The sequence below is a fragment of the bacterium genome (genome assembly GCA_016708025.1).
Lineage (GTDB): Bacteria > Zixibacteria > MSB-5A5 > GN15 > FEB-12 > FEB-12.
The window spans coordinates 122,760-137,389 of sequence record JADJGQ010000004.1 but is presented as its reverse complement, the minus strand read 5'-3'; the positions used below and the strand labels follow the sequence as shown (position 1 = coordinate 137,389).

At 55.0% G+C, this 14,630-nt stretch carries 14 protein-coding genes; all 14 read right to left on the bottom strand.

Annotation, left to right across the window (positions count from 1 at the left end):
* Positions 1-22: 22 nt before the first annotated feature.
* The 14 genes from IPH75_14005 to IPH75_13940 all read right to left on the bottom strand — a co-directional run bounded on the left by IPH75_14005 (position 23) and on the right by IPH75_13940 (position 14,623).
* The gene (locus IPH75_14005; GenBank protein ID MBK7143184.1) at positions 23-703 is read right to left on the bottom strand and encodes an outer membrane beta-barrel protein; all 681 of its coding nucleotides are present in this window, start codon (positions 701-703) and stop codon (positions 23-25) included.
* Positions 696-1,739, bottom strand: coding sequence for a 6-phosphofructokinase (locus IPH75_14000; GenBank protein ID MBK7143183.1), 1,044 nt, complete (start codon positions 1,737-1,739; stop codon positions 696-698). The genes IPH75_14005 and IPH75_14000 overlap by 8 nt, the downstream gene beginning before the upstream one ends.
* 134 nt (positions 1,740-1,873) lie before the next feature.
* Entirely contained in the window at positions 1,874-3,433 is a 1,560-nt protein-coding gene (locus tag IPH75_13995; protein ID MBK7143182.1) for a clan AA aspartic protease, read from the bottom strand.
* Positions 3,433-4,653, bottom strand: a complete 1,221-nt coding sequence (gene rodA, locus IPH75_13990) for a rod shape-determining protein RodA (GenBank protein MBK7143181.1) — start codon at positions 4,651-4,653, stop codon at positions 3,433-3,435. The genes IPH75_13995 and rodA overlap by 1 nt, the downstream gene beginning before the upstream one ends.
* On the bottom strand, positions 4,650-6,536 hold the full coding sequence (gene mrdA / locus IPH75_13985) for a penicillin-binding protein 2 (GenBank protein ID MBK7143180.1): 1,887 nt from the start codon (positions 6,534-6,536) through the stop codon (positions 4,650-4,652). Before mrdA ends, rodA begins: the two co-directional genes overlap by 4 nt.
* Positions 6,537-6,548: 12 nt before the next feature.
* Positions 6,549-7,031 (bottom strand): hypothetical protein, encoded by a 483-nt coding sequence (locus IPH75_13980; protein ID MBK7143179.1) that lies wholly within the window; start codon positions 7,029-7,031, stop codon positions 6,549-6,551.
* Positions 7,028-7,816: a rod shape-determining protein MreC gene (gene mreC / locus IPH75_13975; GenBank protein MBK7143178.1), complete on the bottom strand. Its 789-nt coding sequence runs from the start codon at positions 7,814-7,816 to the stop codon at positions 7,028-7,030. Before mreC ends, IPH75_13980 begins: the two co-directional genes overlap by 4 nt.
* A 34-nt stretch (positions 7,817-7,850) precedes the next feature.
* Positions 7,851-8,303, bottom strand: coding sequence for a PTS sugar transporter subunit IIA (locus tag IPH75_13970; protein ID MBK7143177.1), 453 nt, complete (start codon positions 8,301-8,303; stop codon positions 7,851-7,853).
* A gap of 7 nt (positions 8,304-8,310) precedes the next feature.
* The gene (locus IPH75_13965) at positions 8,311-8,487 is read right to left on the bottom strand and encodes a Trm112 family protein (protein ID MBK7143176.1); all 177 of its coding nucleotides are present in this window, start codon (positions 8,485-8,487) and stop codon (positions 8,311-8,313) included.
* A gap of 11 nt (positions 8,488-8,498) precedes the next feature.
* Positions 8,499-9,461, bottom strand: a complete 963-nt coding sequence (locus IPH75_13960) for an acetyl-CoA carboxylase carboxyltransferase subunit alpha (protein MBK7143175.1) — start codon at positions 9,459-9,461, stop codon at positions 8,499-8,501.
* A gap of 31 nt (positions 9,462-9,492) precedes the next feature.
* Positions 9,493-10,563, bottom strand: a complete 1,071-nt coding sequence (locus IPH75_13955) for an undecaprenyl/decaprenyl-phosphate alpha-N-acetylglucosaminyl 1-phosphate transferase (protein ID MBK7143174.1) — start codon at positions 10,561-10,563, stop codon at positions 9,493-9,495.
* Positions 10,560-11,429, bottom strand: a complete 870-nt coding sequence (locus IPH75_13950; protein ID MBK7143173.1) for a glycosyltransferase family 2 protein — start codon at positions 11,427-11,429, stop codon at positions 10,560-10,562. The genes IPH75_13955 and IPH75_13950 overlap by 4 nt, the downstream gene beginning before the upstream one ends.
* Positions 11,430-11,439: 10 nt before the next feature.
* Entirely contained in the window at positions 11,440-12,168 is a 729-nt protein-coding gene (locus tag IPH75_13945) for a polyprenol monophosphomannose synthase (GenBank protein ID MBK7143172.1), read from the bottom strand.
* A gap of 10 nt (positions 12,169-12,178) precedes the next feature.
* A complete protein-coding gene (locus IPH75_13940) occupies positions 12,179-14,623 on the bottom strand; it encodes a hypothetical protein (GenBank protein MBK7143171.1) in 2,445 nt (814 codons plus the stop codon).
* Positions 14,624-14,630: the final 7 nt, after the last annotated feature.

Below are 14,630 nucleotides of genomic sequence, written 5' to 3'. Positions count from 1 at the left end.
CTATCCTCCTTAATCGTATCGCTTACTTCCTGGGAGATTGGAAGAGATATTTCACGCCGACCGTAAACGTCAGCGCCTGGTAATCTTTCACTTCAAACAACTCTTTGGAGAAATTGATCGGCATGTATCCGATATTGAAATCCAGCCCGACCTGATCGGCGACCACGTAATCGGCGCCGCACCCTATCGCATAACTGATCGAGGTCTTGGAATTGCCGTTGATGACATACGGATCGGATGTATACTGGATATCATGTCGGCCATGATAGATCCCGCCACCGGCCGTCAGATAGGGAAAAAGCTTGCCGCTCGACCCGCCAAACGGGTAAAACTTCGCTTTAAGTTGTATTGGATACAACGTCAGGCTCCCGATATACGTATCACCGAACTCATCCTCAACCGTCACATCGCCGCGATTAACTATCCCCAGCGATGCTTCGATCATAAACGAACTGCTGATACGATATCCGAAATACCCTTCAAAGTAGAAACTGGCATCCTTGATATCCGCCGCGTAGCGCGCCCCGCCCGAACTGTCTCCTTTCGGAGGGATATCCCCCAAATTGCTCCAGACCCCCAGCCGGATCCCAGCCTGGTGGCTCTGCGAAAATCCCTGCGGTTTTTCCGCGCCGGAGGGCTGCGCCTGAAGCGCCGTTCCGATCAGTAACAGGAGCGTACAACCGATCAATGCAAGTCTAACCAAAAAATACCTCGGCAATTTCATAGAGATCCGGGTCAACTGTTTTGGTCGACCTGGCAACGTCGGCGAGCGGGACTGTCTCTATCTTCGTCCCTCGAAGTGCCGCCATCTTGCCAAATTCGCCTGCCCGGATCATCTCAACTGCTACTATTCCATACCGTGTCGCCAATACCCGATCATACGCGCTCGGCGATCCGCCGCGCTGGATATGTCCCAGCCGGACCGCCCGACAATCAAAACCGGTCTGCGCGCAGATCGCCTCGGTTATCTTATCGGCAATTCCGCCCAACCGCACATTCCCAAACTCATCTCTTTGTGAATCAAGCACCACCGGTGACGGTTCCCCTCCTTCACGTTTCAACCGCGTCCCTTCCGCCACGACAATCACGGTAAAAACTCCCCCCTTTTCATGCCGGCTCACTATCGACTGCACGACCCGTTCCAGATCTACCGGGAATTCCGGCACCAGGATCATGGTCGCACCGCCTGCGATACCGGATTCCAACGCGATCCAGCCAGCGTCGCGCCCCATTACTTCAACCACAAACACACGATTGTGTGCCTCGGCAGTCGTCCGGATACGATCGATCGCCTCAGCCGCCACATTGACCGCGGTATCGAATCCAAATGTCCGATCGGTCCCCCAGACATTGTTGTCGATCGTCTTTGGAACAGCCACCAACTTTATACCATCCTGGTGCAATTTGGCCGCCACCCCGAGCGTGTCGACTCCGCCGATCACGATCAGCGCTTCAAGCTGATGTTTCTCCATTGTTTTTTTGATCTGCGAGGGTCCATCCGCAAGTCGGTATGGATTACTCCGGGAGGTCTTGAGGATCGTCCCCCCCATCGCCAGAATATTGGCCACATCCTGGGTCGTCAGCGGCGAGATCGCGCCGTCTCCCAGAAGCCCTTTCCAACCATCCCGAATGCCGCAGAATTGATAACCATATCGGTACACACCTTTGTGTACGATCGCCCGGACGACAGCGTTTAAGCCGGGGCAATCTCCGCCACCTGTTAAGACGCCTATCTTCATTGATTCCTTACCTTGCTAAGTACATAACTGATATACCGCCACACGCCATGACTGTCAAGATAATATGGGTTTCCGGTGTCGGACACCGTAAGTCGCGATAACTGAATGGTATTTTCGGTGAAAATCGCCTCGGCTCACTCGCCCGGCGGAAGCAGATAAAGCATCTGGTGCTGGTAATCAAAAACGACTTTGTAACTCCGCAATAGCTCGTTTCCAATATTCCCCTCGATCTCGTACGATCCGGTTATCCCCGCCGAACTCGCCGACAAAATAGCCGGTATCTCACTCAACGTCAGACTCCCCACACGAAGTTCCGGGACCACCACCCATTCCCCCCCCACTCCGCCACCGATCCCGCCCAGTTTCCCCCGATCCTGGCTCCCCAGTCTCGGCAACGTATCCAGCTTGTTTCTTTGAGCAAACTCATTGTGCAGGATAAGTCCAAGCGCGTTCCCCAGATCGATCAGAAACCTCCCCTTCGCCCCCGCCAAAACGATGTCGACCGTCGGCACCTGCATCGTCAGGTTGAACGGAATGATATGCCCGCCGCTCGGCGCGACAAATCTGGATGGATCGTATACCACCAACTGATTCCGCTGATAGTCGATCTGGATCGGAAATCGCGAGAGAAAATCGTATCCGATTATCCCGCCAAACGGAATTGTATCTGATTGTGACACCCGAAGGACCGACAGGTCAGCCATGCCGCCGATCTGACCATACAGCGTGATCTCCCCCACCGTCAATGAATCACTCCGCACCAGTTTGGTCTCGACATATCCGGCGACTCCTCGGGCCGGCATACTCCCCACCACCTGAAGTTCCATCTCCGCCACCACCGGGCTGTTGAAGATCGTCGCCGAGGCTCCTGAGTCAAGGATCAGCCTGACTCGCTTTTTCCCGTTGATCGTCCCCTGCACATAGATATGTCCATTCTCCAGGACAAAGGGGATCAGGATCGAATCCACGCCACCGGGTAACGTCAACTCAGTCAGTCCGGGCGGTGAGAAAACCGACAGATCGATCGGCTCATTAAACAGCGCCGTATCAACCACCATCTCCATCGTCAACGGCACGCCGATAGCCACCGAGATCTGCCGCATGGCCAGCGGTACCGACTGCACTATCTCATATGACCCGAGCGACATCATCGTACAGATATTATCCATGTACGATACCTGCACCGACCGATATCCGCTCCCCTGTTCATACAACACCCGCAGCGTATCCTGCATGAACGGATAATATTCAACCAGATGATAGGTCACGCCATCCGCCACGGTGTCTTTCAAGTATGTCGCTGTCCCGGGCATCCGCCCCGGAACCAGATGCGAATAGCTCTCAAGATAAAGTGTCTTGAGCAGTTCCTTCTTCTCAAACCCGCTGATTTTCGAAACGCGCCCGTTCAGATCGGACTGCCACGCCTCTTGCCCGTCATATCCCTGGGTGATCCCGAATTGTGGAAAGATCAGCGAATAGTAGATCCGGTTGGGAGGTGCGACCAGCTCGATAAATCTCCCCCGCTGCCCATTCAGAATGATCTCCCCCGTCGCCTTAAATGAACTCATCGTCTGCACTGTCCGCAGTCCGTCCGGACCGCCAACCGACAGTGCCAGCAATGAATCAAGATCAAAGCAGAAGCCGCTCGAAACGAGCAAGCTCAACAATATGATAACTGCAGTTAGTAGTTTCATTAGAACCAATGATATTCCGATGCTACGATCATTCCGACAAATACCCATGACACCAGCAACGCCGTTCCGCCATAGCTGACAAACGGCAGTGGCAAGCCGGTCACCGGCATCATCCCCAGTACCATCCCGACATTCACCACGAACTGGAAGAAAAGTACCGCAGTGCATCCGACCACTACAAACGAGGCAAATCGAGATCGACATCGCACCGCTATACGCAAACATCGATAAAAAGCAAAGGTAAACAGCCCCACCACAGCCAGCGAGCCGAGCAGTCCGAACTCCTCTCCCAATACCGAGAAGATGAAATCTGTGTGACGTTCCGGCAGGAATTCCAGTCGCGCCTGCGATCCCTCCAGATACCCCTTGCCGATCACTCCACCCGAGCCGATCGCGATCTTTGATTGAATGATCTGATACCCCGCCCCTCGCGGATCATGCCCCGGATTCAGGAATGTCAGGATACGATTTTTCTGGTAATCTTCCAGCTTCTCCCAGACAAAGGGGGTCACCATCCCAAATCCGAGATTTACCAACATGATGAAGATCGCCAGCACGATCCCCGGACGTATCACCGCCAGAAAGATCATCAATGCCACCAGGTAGATCGCCCATGAAAGCCAGTAATAGGCCGCCACCATCGACACAAACGGCGACATGATCAACAGCAGATACCAGGGAGAAAGTCCCGACCAGAACCAGAGCGCGATCAAAATCACCGGGAAGATCAGCGAGCTCCCCAGATCCGGCTGCTTCAGGATCAGCATCATCGGGATCGCCACTAATATCGCCGAGATCGCCAATCGCCGCTTGGATGATACCGGTAGTCGCGTATAGGCGAAAAACCGCGCCAGCGTCAGCAAAATCGCCAGCTTGGCCAGATCCGATGGCGAAAAACTTATCGGTCCGAAATCAAACCACCTGGTCGCGCCCAGCCGTGTATGCCCCACCACCAGCACTGCCGCCAATAGGACCACCGCAATGATATACATGGCGTACGCGCCACCATCAAACAGCCGCTGCGGCAGATGCAGCACCGCCAGAAATGCCCCAAACGCAATGAACAGCCAGACGATCTGGCGCAAATAGAACGATTGCCGGTACACGTCGTTGGTATTGTGTTGTGATGAATAGATCGTCGCGATCCCGATCAACGTCAGCGCGAGAAACGCACCGATCAATTTCCAGTCCAGCTCGCGATAGCGGATCCGGCTGATCATCGCACCGCCACCTTGGTCGAATCATCCACCTTGGCCACCGGCGGCTCGAACAACCCTAACTTTTTCTTCATATAAGTTTCGATCACCCGCCCTACCACCGGCGCGGCGATCTCGGAACCATGTCCCGCATTCTCCACTACCGCACAAACCACGATCTCCGGATTCTCTATCGGCGCATATCCGACAAACAGAGCGTGGTCATTCCCGTGTGGGTTTTGCGCCGTGCCGGTCTTGCCGCAGATCGTATACAGTGGGTTCTTCAGGCGGCGGGCTGTCCCTCGCCCTCCCTCGACCACCAATCGCAACCCCTCGCGAAGCGTCGCCAGATTCTGTGGGCTGAATGGTAGTGTAAACGACAGTTCCGGCTGCGCGACAACCTCTTCACCGTTTGGCTTGATGATCCTCTTCACCAGATGCGGTCGGTAGACTCTCCCGCCATTGGCCAATCCGCAATAGAACTGCGCCAACTGTAGCGGCGTCACCAATATCTCCCCCTGGCCGATCGAGGTATTCAAGACCAGTGCCTTGGTCCACCCGTTTTTGCCGTATCGCTTATCGTAATATTTGCTGTTCGGATTAAGCCCTTTAAATTCATTCGGCAGATCGATCCCCGTCGGCTTCCCAAAACCGCACAGGTCATAATAGCGACTCAACTGATCGACCCCGACTTTCAACCCCAACTGATAGAAATAAACGTCGCACGACATCTCTACGGCATGCACCGAGAAGGTCGTGCCGTGCCCACGCTTCTCCCAGCACTTGAAAAAACGATTTCCATACTGATATCCACCGATACAGGACCGCGCCATCGTCGTGCCGGCGTCGATCACCCCGGTCTCAAGCCCAGCACCAAGTGTGATCAGCTTGGCGGTCGATCCCGGAGGATACAAACCGTTCAGCGGCCGATTCAGGAGCGGTCGGCTCGAATCCTCCTGGATCGTCTTCCAAACCGAGTCGGTGATCACCCCGGAGAAAACATTCGGGTCGAACCCCGGCGATGACGTCATGGCGAGGATCTCCCCTGTGCGCGGATCTATGGCTACCACCGCCCCCGGTCGATTGATGAACGAATCGACCGTCTTCCCGTCCGCGCCAAAGAACTTTCTGGTCGCAAATGAATCCAGCGCCCGGATCGCCGCCAACTGTACATCGTTGTCGATCGTCAGTGTCAGATCACTGCCCGGGACCGGCTTCACTCGCGCCTTCCCCTTGTATGGCCCAAGCACCTCTCCCATCGCAGTCACTTCGATGAAGTCAGTCCCTTCTATGCCGCGAAGTGTCTGGTCGTATTGCTTCTCCACCCCTTTTTTTCCGATCGTACTCCCCATGCGGAATCCTGCATCCGGATAACGCTCCAGCTCCTTCTCCGACACCTCGCCGACATGCCCGGTAAACGCTTCAGCCCGCAGATCAACACCATATTCGCGTACCCGATCGAGCGTGTAGTTGACACCGGGGAACTCCTGCCCCTGCTCTTCGAGAACCGCGACAATATCAAATGGGATATCTCTATAGACCGGCGATGGCTGATACGGGCTCGCCTGATTTTTGCGGATCCGCTTCCGCAGATTCAGCGTGTCCATTTCCAACAACTCGGAAAGATGCGGAACCGTCTTCCCCTTTTTCTCTTCGGCCGGGACCACTGAAAGGGTATACGATGGACGGTTGCCGATGATCACGCGCCCTTCGCGGTCATATACTACTCCGCGCTTCGCTTCGATCGGCACCACGCGGATCCGGTTGCTCTCCGCCAGTTCGTACATTTCGTTGTGGTCGATCACCTGCAACTTGAACAACCGACCGGCCATGATTAGAAATACTCCAAAGATGAGCACGAGCGCGATCCGCTCTCGACCTGCCATGGAGAAAGGTTGCCGATTCATCCGGTTGCTTTCCTACTTGGAACGGCCGCGCCGTCCCGAACTAGTGCTTTGTCTGAAGACGTAAAACGCCGAGGCGATCGTTGCGCTGTACAACGTACCCGTCAGCGCAAACCGCCATATTTGATACACGATATCTTCTGGTTGGATGATAAAGACCGAGACAATGTTGTGGACTAATACCCCCGCAATGATCAACGACAGCCGCGCCAGCGGTGAATCCAGATTGAGCCGCTCCCGGGCATGATATGCCCCGATCGCCAACACCACCATCACCAACGCCTGCCACCCCATCGTGGTCGGCATAACCGCGCTGGCTACTATCGCCACCGCCAGCGCAAACCAGATCGCATCGGGCTCGGATTGGTGCAACGCCACTGCTACAACGAGCATGATCGGAAGATTGATCGTCACGCCCAAAATATCCGTCGCGCCGCTCAGGATAGTCTGGTGGAACGCCACCAGCACCAACAGGAAGACTGCCTGGATATACTTCATCGTCCTTTGGACCTCAGGACAAAGAGTTCATCCAGCGAGTTGAAATCAGCCGCCGGAGCGAGCCGCACGATCAGGAATGGCTCCTGTTTCGGACGCTCCACCGCGATCACTGTCCCCACCACCAGCCCGGGAGGATAGATCCCTCCCAAACCTGACGAAAGGATCAGGTCCCCCTGCTTGACATCCCCCTGCGACGGTATATTGTCAACTATCAATCCCTGCGATGGTACAAATTTGGCTATCCCCATTTCGCGGCTTTCCGCCACGCGTACTGCCACTCGATTGGTCGGATCGGTCAATAACTGGATCGTGCAGTGCGTTTCGGTCACCGCGCTGACTCGTCCGAGCAATCCTTCTTCGTTGATGATCGGGAGATTCAGCGCCACGCCGTCCATCTCCCCACGGTTGACCACCGCAGCCACCGGCAACCGATTCCCTGTCACCGCCATCACCTTGGCCGGAAGGAGCGTGTAGCCGAGCGGCGGCTCAAATCCAAGGATTGAGCGAAGTCGGATATTCTCGCGACCCGCCTCCTCCAACAATGTCACTCGAATGGAAGCATCCACCAGCGATTCACGGAGTTTTTGATTCTCTTCATGAACGCTGGTCAGATCATTGATTGCGCTTTTGACACGGAAAAAGGGGAAATAGATAGAATTTAACGCGGCCTCACTGAGGAAACCGCTTACCCCCGCACCGGGAATGAGAAGAAGGGCAATGGCCAGCGCCACAACCACAAAATGAGCAGAACGGCCCTTCGAAAAGAGGCCGGGTATCCAGGTCATAAAAGTTTGGCGTCCCTGCCCTACCGTCGGATGTTTAGTCTACATTATCGATCAGCGACAACACATCTCCCGGCGAGCTTACCTGCATCAGCCGTTGACGATTCTCTTCCGACTTCATCAGAAACGATAAACGCGCCATCACATTTAAGTGCGCGCCCACCGCATCCTCCGGAGCCGCTATCAGGAAAAAGAGGTTGACCGGCCGATGGTCCATCGCCTCGAAATCGATCCCTTTGGTACTCCGACCAAACGCGATGACGATCCCTTTGGCGGCCCGGGTCTTCGCGTGCGGAAACGCCACGCCATACCCGACTCCGGTGGTCACCAGATTCTCACGCTCTCGTACGTCGTTCAACAGCTCATCACGGTTCTTGATCATAGTCGAGCCGGCAGCCAGCTCAACCAACTCTTCGATCACTCCCGCTTTGGTGGTCGACTTGAGATTGAACGTGATCAGATTCTCATCGCAAAACTTTGACAGCTTCATCCCAACTCTATCCTTTTCCGAGGCGTGCCGCCTCGTCTACCAACAGAACAGGGACCCCGTCAACCACCGGATAACTCAACTGGCACGCAGGACAATCGAGACGGTTCTCGCTTTCGCGATAACCCAGTCTCCCCTTGCACTGCGGGCAAGCCAGCTTCTCCAATAAGTTCTTCGGCAATCCCATCGAATTCCTTTCTATCGCTCCTCGAAAACGCCCATTCGGCGATACTTTTCGAGGCGCTCTTTAAGCAGGGTCGCCACCGGCTTCTGCTTGAGGACCTTCAGGGTCGTCACTAACTCCGCCTTGACCAGCCTGGCCGCCTCCTCAGGGTCATTATGCGCCCCACCCGGCGGTTCCGGTATGATCCGGTCAATGATCCCCAGCGCCAGCAGGTCTTCCGCCACCGGCTTTAACGCTTCCGCCGCTTCCGGCGCCTTGGCGGCATCCCGCCACAAGATCGCCGCGCACCCCTCCGGCGAGATCACCGAATACCAGGAATGCTCCAACATCAGCACCTGGTCCCCGATCCCGATCCCCAGCGCTCCACCCGAGGCCCCCTCACCGATGATCACCACGATGATCGGGACCTTCAATTCAAACATATTCTGGATATTCTTGGCGATCGCCTCAGCCTGCCCCCGCTCTTCGGCTCCGATCCCCGGAAACGCTCCCGGCGTATCGATCAGGATCACGATCGGCAAATTGAATTTCGTCGCTAACGCAAACAGACGACGCGCTTTCCGGTAACCTTCCGGATGAGCCATCCCAAAATTCCGCGCCAGCTTCTGCTTGGTATCCCGCCCCTTCTGTTGCCCGACTACCACCACCTGCATCCCATCGATCGTCGCAAAGCCGCCAACCATCGCCTTGTCGTCCGCGAAATGACGGTCCCCGTGCAACTCGATGAAATCGGTACACATCAGGTTGATATAGTCAAGCGTGTAGGGTCGTTTTGGATGACGGGAGATCTGCACCCGCTGCCAGCGGGTCAGCCCCGAATAGATATCTGTCCGCAAACGCTCCAGTTTTTTCTCGAGCGATGCGATCTCGCCGGACAACTCGATATTCTCCCCTGCCGAGAAATCCTTCATATCCGAGATCTTCTTCTCGAGCTCCTGAATCGGGCGTTCGAATTCTAGGTAGGATCCGTCTGCCATCTTTACCTGCTGTTTTGTAGCCATAAAATAATCACCGGCCCGGACCCGGGCGATTTCGGCCGGACCTGGACTGGCTGGCCATAAAGATATAGAACCCACCGAAAATAACAACCATAAAAAGAACCAGTCCGGTGAAGACTAACCGCCGGTCCCAGAAGAACATAGCCAGAGAGAACCCGCCGAACACCACCGACAGCAGCCAGAACACCCACACCACCGTCCGCGGCGACATTCCCGCCATCGACAGATAGTGAAACAGATGCCTCCGGTCCGCCCGCATCACGTTCTTCCCGCTCACCAATCTCCGGACTGTCGAAATGCCCGTCTCCAACAACGGTACCCCCAGCGCCAACAACGGCAAATAGAGCGCCGCCGCTGTATATGATTTCAGCGGCACCATCAATGACAAGACCGCAAAATAGTAACCTATCTGCAGTGACCCGGAATCTCCCAGGAATATCTTCGCCGGATACCGGTTGTATACTATGAACGCCGGCAGAAACCCGATCAACGCAAACGCAAAGACCAGCGCCACCCCGATCTGATACAACGACCCGACTATCGCCACCGTGATCACACCGACTAATGACACTCCCGCCGCCAGACCATCCAGTCCATCGATAAGATTAATGCTGTTGGACAGCCCGATCACCCAGAGGACCGAAAGAAATATCGACCACTCACCCAGCGTTATCTGCCCATAAAAGGGAATAGACAGCGGATCGATCTTCAGTCCCCCCGCATACAGGATCATCCCCGCCGCCGCCTGCGATGCAAGTTTCAGCCAGGCCGAGAGTGGTCTGAGATCGTCGATCAAGCCGGTAAGATAAACTATCAGTGCCCCACCAAACAGATATGGAAGTAGCGGATTGAGATCCGCAAGCGAGTCCGGCGCGATCAGGTATCCGATCCCGATAGTCCCCCAAACCGCCACCAATAACGCCGTCCCTCCCAATAACGGAACCGGCGTTTTATGCCGCTTATGTTTTCCCGGATGATCGAGCAAGCGATACCTGTGCCCCAGCTTTATCAACAGCGGTAACAGCAGCATCCCCAGCACAAACGCGACTGCAATGAGTGCGATCACCAGCCCACTGGTCATGCACGACCCCGCTTATCCGGCAACAAACAGACCAGCAGAAAATTGAGCATCAGGATCGCCGGCAGTATGATCAGCGCAAATCCGGTCGCCTGAAACTTGAGGAAATACTTCCAGACTGATTGATGGTGATGCCACGCGCGAAAGATCTTCCCCCCGGTCGAACCTCTCCCCCATCCATGCACCGCCCCTGCCTGCGGCACGAAAATATTCTGATGCTTGTGCAAATGCACCCGGTACGACAGATCGGTATCTTCCATATAGAGGAAGTACCGCTCGTCGAACCCCTTCAGTGCTTGAAACAACCGTCTGGAGATCCCCATCGCCGTTGCCGATACGGCCGGCACGATCGTTACATCCGTATAATCCGGCAATGTATAGACTGTCGCTTTTTTGCTCAACTTCTCCCACACGAGCCGGCCCATCACCGACCCTCTCGAAAAAAGCAGATTGTTCACAGTCGGAAAATTTCGGCAATTCGCCTGAAATGATCTGTCCGGATTCCGCAGCCGCATAGTCGCCAGCCCGACATTCCGGTACTGTCGCATTGCCGCGATGAGCCTCCTTACAGAACCGGGGTCGAGTATGCAATCCGGATTGAGAAAAAGAAGCCATGTTCCCCGCGCCTTGGCAGCCCCTGCATTGCAGCCCGCCGCGAATCCACGGTTCTTCTCAAGCTTGATCAACTTCGCTTCCGGACAGATCTTCGCCACGACTGTCGATATCTCGTCAGTTGATCCATTATCAACTATGATGATCTCTTGAATTATCTCTGGCGCGGCCTCCGGTAGCGAGCGAAGGCACTCGATCAGCGGCAACGCTGAATTATAGGATACGATGATTATGGAAAGACTGTCGGACTCTGCCACACTGCACGGCTCAGTTGAATTTGCCGAACATACCTCGTATGCGAAGCAACCAGACCATCCAGATCGCCTCGCGCACTATCCGTTTCGACATCTTCGAGGTCCCGGCAACCCGGTCGACAAAGATGATCGGTATCTCCTTGATGCGGAAATTCTTCTTCCAGGCGCGCATCGACATCTCTATCTGGAACGAATACCCCGATGACCGGACATCATCGAGATCGATCGCTTCCAGCACTTCGCGACGGAAACATTTGAATCCGCCGGTCGCGTCGCGCAGCGGTAACCCCGTGATCACGCGCGTATACGCGTTGGCATAGTAGGACAACAACAGCCGCGACATCGGCCAGTTGATCACATTCACTCCTGAGATATACCGCGACCCGATCACCAGATCGTGGTTCTGGATCTCCCGCAGAAAATCGCGAATGTATTCCGGTCCATGCGAAAAATCGGCATCCATCTCAAAAATGAAATCGAACTTCTGCTCGATCGCCCACTTGAACCCGGCAATATAGGCCCGCCCGAGCCCTTCTTTCTTCTCGCGATGAAGCACCTTGACCTTGGATTCCTGCGCCGCCAGCTTGTCGGCCAGCTCGCCGGTCCCGTCGGGAGAGTTGTCATCCACGATCAACACATGGATCCGCGGGTCCATCGGCAATACCGCATGGACGATCTTTTCGATATTATCCCGCTCATTGTACGTGGGGAATATGATCACTGCGCGTTGCGTATGAGCCATCCTGTCTGTCCTATGCCCGTTTTTTCATCCGGCGTTTCGTTTCGTGGAAGCCTATGATACAGACTATGTAAAGCGATGTCAACCAGGTCACCAGCCGCCCCGTCGAATACCGCGAGGACTCATACTTAAACGTCACCACCCGCGCCCCTGAGGGCACCACCACCGCCCGGAACGCCCCGTATGACCGAAGTAGCTCTGCCGGTTGCCCATCCACCATCGGATGCCACGAATCATACCAGACATCCGTCAGGATCAACAACTTGTTCGAGCTTGTCTGGACCCCGACCGCCACCGAATCTACCCCATGATAGATCACCCACGCGGAATCCCCCGGCGCAAAGTCCGGTGAGATCGCCATCCCCGGCTCTTTCTCCAGGTAGGTCATCTTCCGAAGGTCCTCATTTCCTGTGAGCACCTGCGGATAGATCTCTTTCCGGTCGGTGAGGACTTTATACTCCCCCACCAGATAAGCCCGCGGGAATGCATTCGGATTCTCCCAGACATGCTGATTGCCGGTCGCCACTCGTGAGATTTCGGGTAATGGTCCAAAGTACCCATCCGGCATCTTCTGCTGCGCGGGAGTGATATAGTACCCCATCCCGACCAGATTCAGAAACCGTGGATTGAACGGTCGCTCGTTATTTTGCAGGGTCGTCAACTGCGGTCCCCCCAGCAGATCATCGTACCAGCGAAGTTGGTTGCCGTGGTACCCCGCGACCACCTCGATCCCGTGATATGGGAGCACATCATCCTGCGCATTCCCGAGATTAAGTACCCGCGTGTTGACCGCATTATCCTTTAGATACTGCACCACCGGATTAGGCGCCCAGATAGTGGACGGATCAAACGTATCAATAAACCGCGCATTAAAACGCATCCCTTCAACCATCGGGACAAACGCCAGCGCGACCAAAATGCCAACTCCCGCTTTTCCGGACCGGAACATCCAGATACAAACTGCCGCCGCCGTCACGAAAAGGAAGACAAACCAGGCGCCCGCCTGTATCTGAGGCAAGTTTGCATAAGCCAAGTCAAGCTTGGTCACCCCTTTTTGTACGACCTCGGACGCCGCCTCACTATAGAAGATCGAGGTCCACGCAGACAGCATCCCCTTCCCTGCCGCCGAAAATCCCAGCGCCAACAACAGCGAAAATGCCGGGAAACCCCACAGATAGTAATTCAGCTTCTTCTCACGCTCCGGCGATTCCTGACGCGTATCCATGAAATGCTGGATCGTCATCCCCGCCACCAATGCCATCGAGAAACTGAACACAAACATGATCGTCGAGGGCGCGCGTAACGACTTCACCAGCGGCACTAACCAATAAAAGAGATGGAAGACCGGTGTCGATCCTCCCAGTGCATACAACAGTGCGAAAAACGCCAGCCCGGCAAAAAAGTAGATCTCTTTCCGCCGGACAAACAACATCCCCATCAAACCGAGAAAGAAAACCGATACACAGATCGATTCGGAATTATCCTTGAAATAGTTTTTCCCCCAGTAATACGCTTTCCCCTCTTTGTCTGCCGTACCGGAGAATTCCGGCAGCACCAGCGATGCTGCCTCTTCTGCATGCATCGACCACGAGGTCGCCCACTCCCACCCACGCTTCGAATCGGCGCGCGGCGAAAACTCTGTCGTATACTGATAGCCGGGATAAAACTGAATGGCCGAAAGTAACACACCGATCACCACCGCATACACCACCAGCGACCCGGTCGTCGCGATCGGCTTCAGATTTTTGTCTTTGAAATACATCAGGACAAGCCTGAAAACCGTATACAGCGCCATCGACCAGAGCGAATAATACGCCAACTGGACGTGCGGCGTCAGAATGATCAGCCCAATTATCAATCCGAGTATTGTGCTGTTGAAAAATGGGCGTCGCTCAAACGTCCGGTCGAGGAAAAGCATCGCCAATGGGAAAAGCGCCGTCACATACATCTTGCCGTCATGCCCCGGCGAAACCATCGACACCAAATACATGGCAAACATATACCCGATCGCCGAGAAGATCGAGGCTACCTTGGACAGCTTAAATTGCCGCGCACACAGGAACATGAATATCCCGGCCAGATAGATATGCAGTACCAGCACTATCCCCAGGAATCGATGCGTGCTCATGAAAAATTTGATGATCGAAAGCGGATAGAAAATGTCGCCGTGGAACGCGTCGATATACGGCATCCCGCCAAAGATGTATGGATTCCAGACCGGGATCGACCCGTGCTCATTGAAGTAATTGGCGATAAACGACCGGAAGAACATCCCCGCCTGGATCGTATCCGAGCTATCCAGCATTTTGTCGGAGAAAATAAACTCCCCAAAGAGCGTTACCAACGCGATCAACATCACCAGAAACATCACCGGCACAAACCATCGCGAGGATTCAAAATCAAATGACTGTGCGCGGGCGGCTCGCGGCCCCCCCGCCGGCCTGGCTTTTTTAACCATCGATCGG

Coding starts and splice junctions, on each gene's coding strand:
- IPH75_13995 (MBK7143182.1), bottom strand. CDS start 3,433: ATGAAACTACTAACTGCAGTTATCATATTGTTGAGCTTGCTCGTTTCG.
- IPH75_13960 (MBK7143175.1), bottom strand. CDS start 9,461: ATGGCAGACGGATCCTACCTAGAATTCGAACGCCCGATTCAGGAGCTC.
- IPH75_13955 (MBK7143174.1), bottom strand. CDS start 10,563: ATGACCAGTGGGCTGGTGATCGCACTCATTGCAGTCGCGTTTGTGCTG.
- mrdA (MBK7143180.1), bottom strand. CDS start 6,536: ATGAATCGGCAACCTTTCTCCATGGCAGGTCGAGAGCGGATCGCGCTC.
- IPH75_14000 (MBK7143183.1), bottom strand. CDS start 1,739: ATGAAGATAGGCGTCTTAACAGGTGGCGGAGATTGCCCCGGCTTAAAC.
- rodA (MBK7143181.1), bottom strand. CDS start 4,653: ATGATCAGCCGGATCCGCTATCGCGAGCTGGACTGGAAATTGATCGGT.
- IPH75_13940 (MBK7143171.1), bottom strand. CDS start 14,623: ATGGTTAAAAAAGCCAGGCCGGCGGGGGGGCCGCGAGCCGCCCGCGCA.
- IPH75_13980 (MBK7143179.1), bottom strand. CDS start 7,031: ATGAAGTATATCCAGGCAGTCTTCCTGTTGGTGCTGGTGGCGTTCCAC.
- IPH75_13970 (MBK7143177.1), bottom strand. CDS start 8,303: ATGAAGCTGTCAAAGTTTTGCGATGAGAATCTGATCACGTTCAATCTC.
- IPH75_13945 (MBK7143172.1), bottom strand. CDS start 12,168: ATGGCTCATACGCAACGCGCAGTGATCATATTCCCCACGTACAATGAG.
- mreC (MBK7143178.1), bottom strand. CDS start 7,816: ATGACCTGGATACCCGGCCTCTTTTCGAAGGGCCGTTCTGCTCATTTT.
- IPH75_13965 (MBK7143176.1), bottom strand. CDS start 8,487: ATGGGATTGCCGAAGAACTTATTGGAGAAGCTGGCTTGCCCGCAGTGC.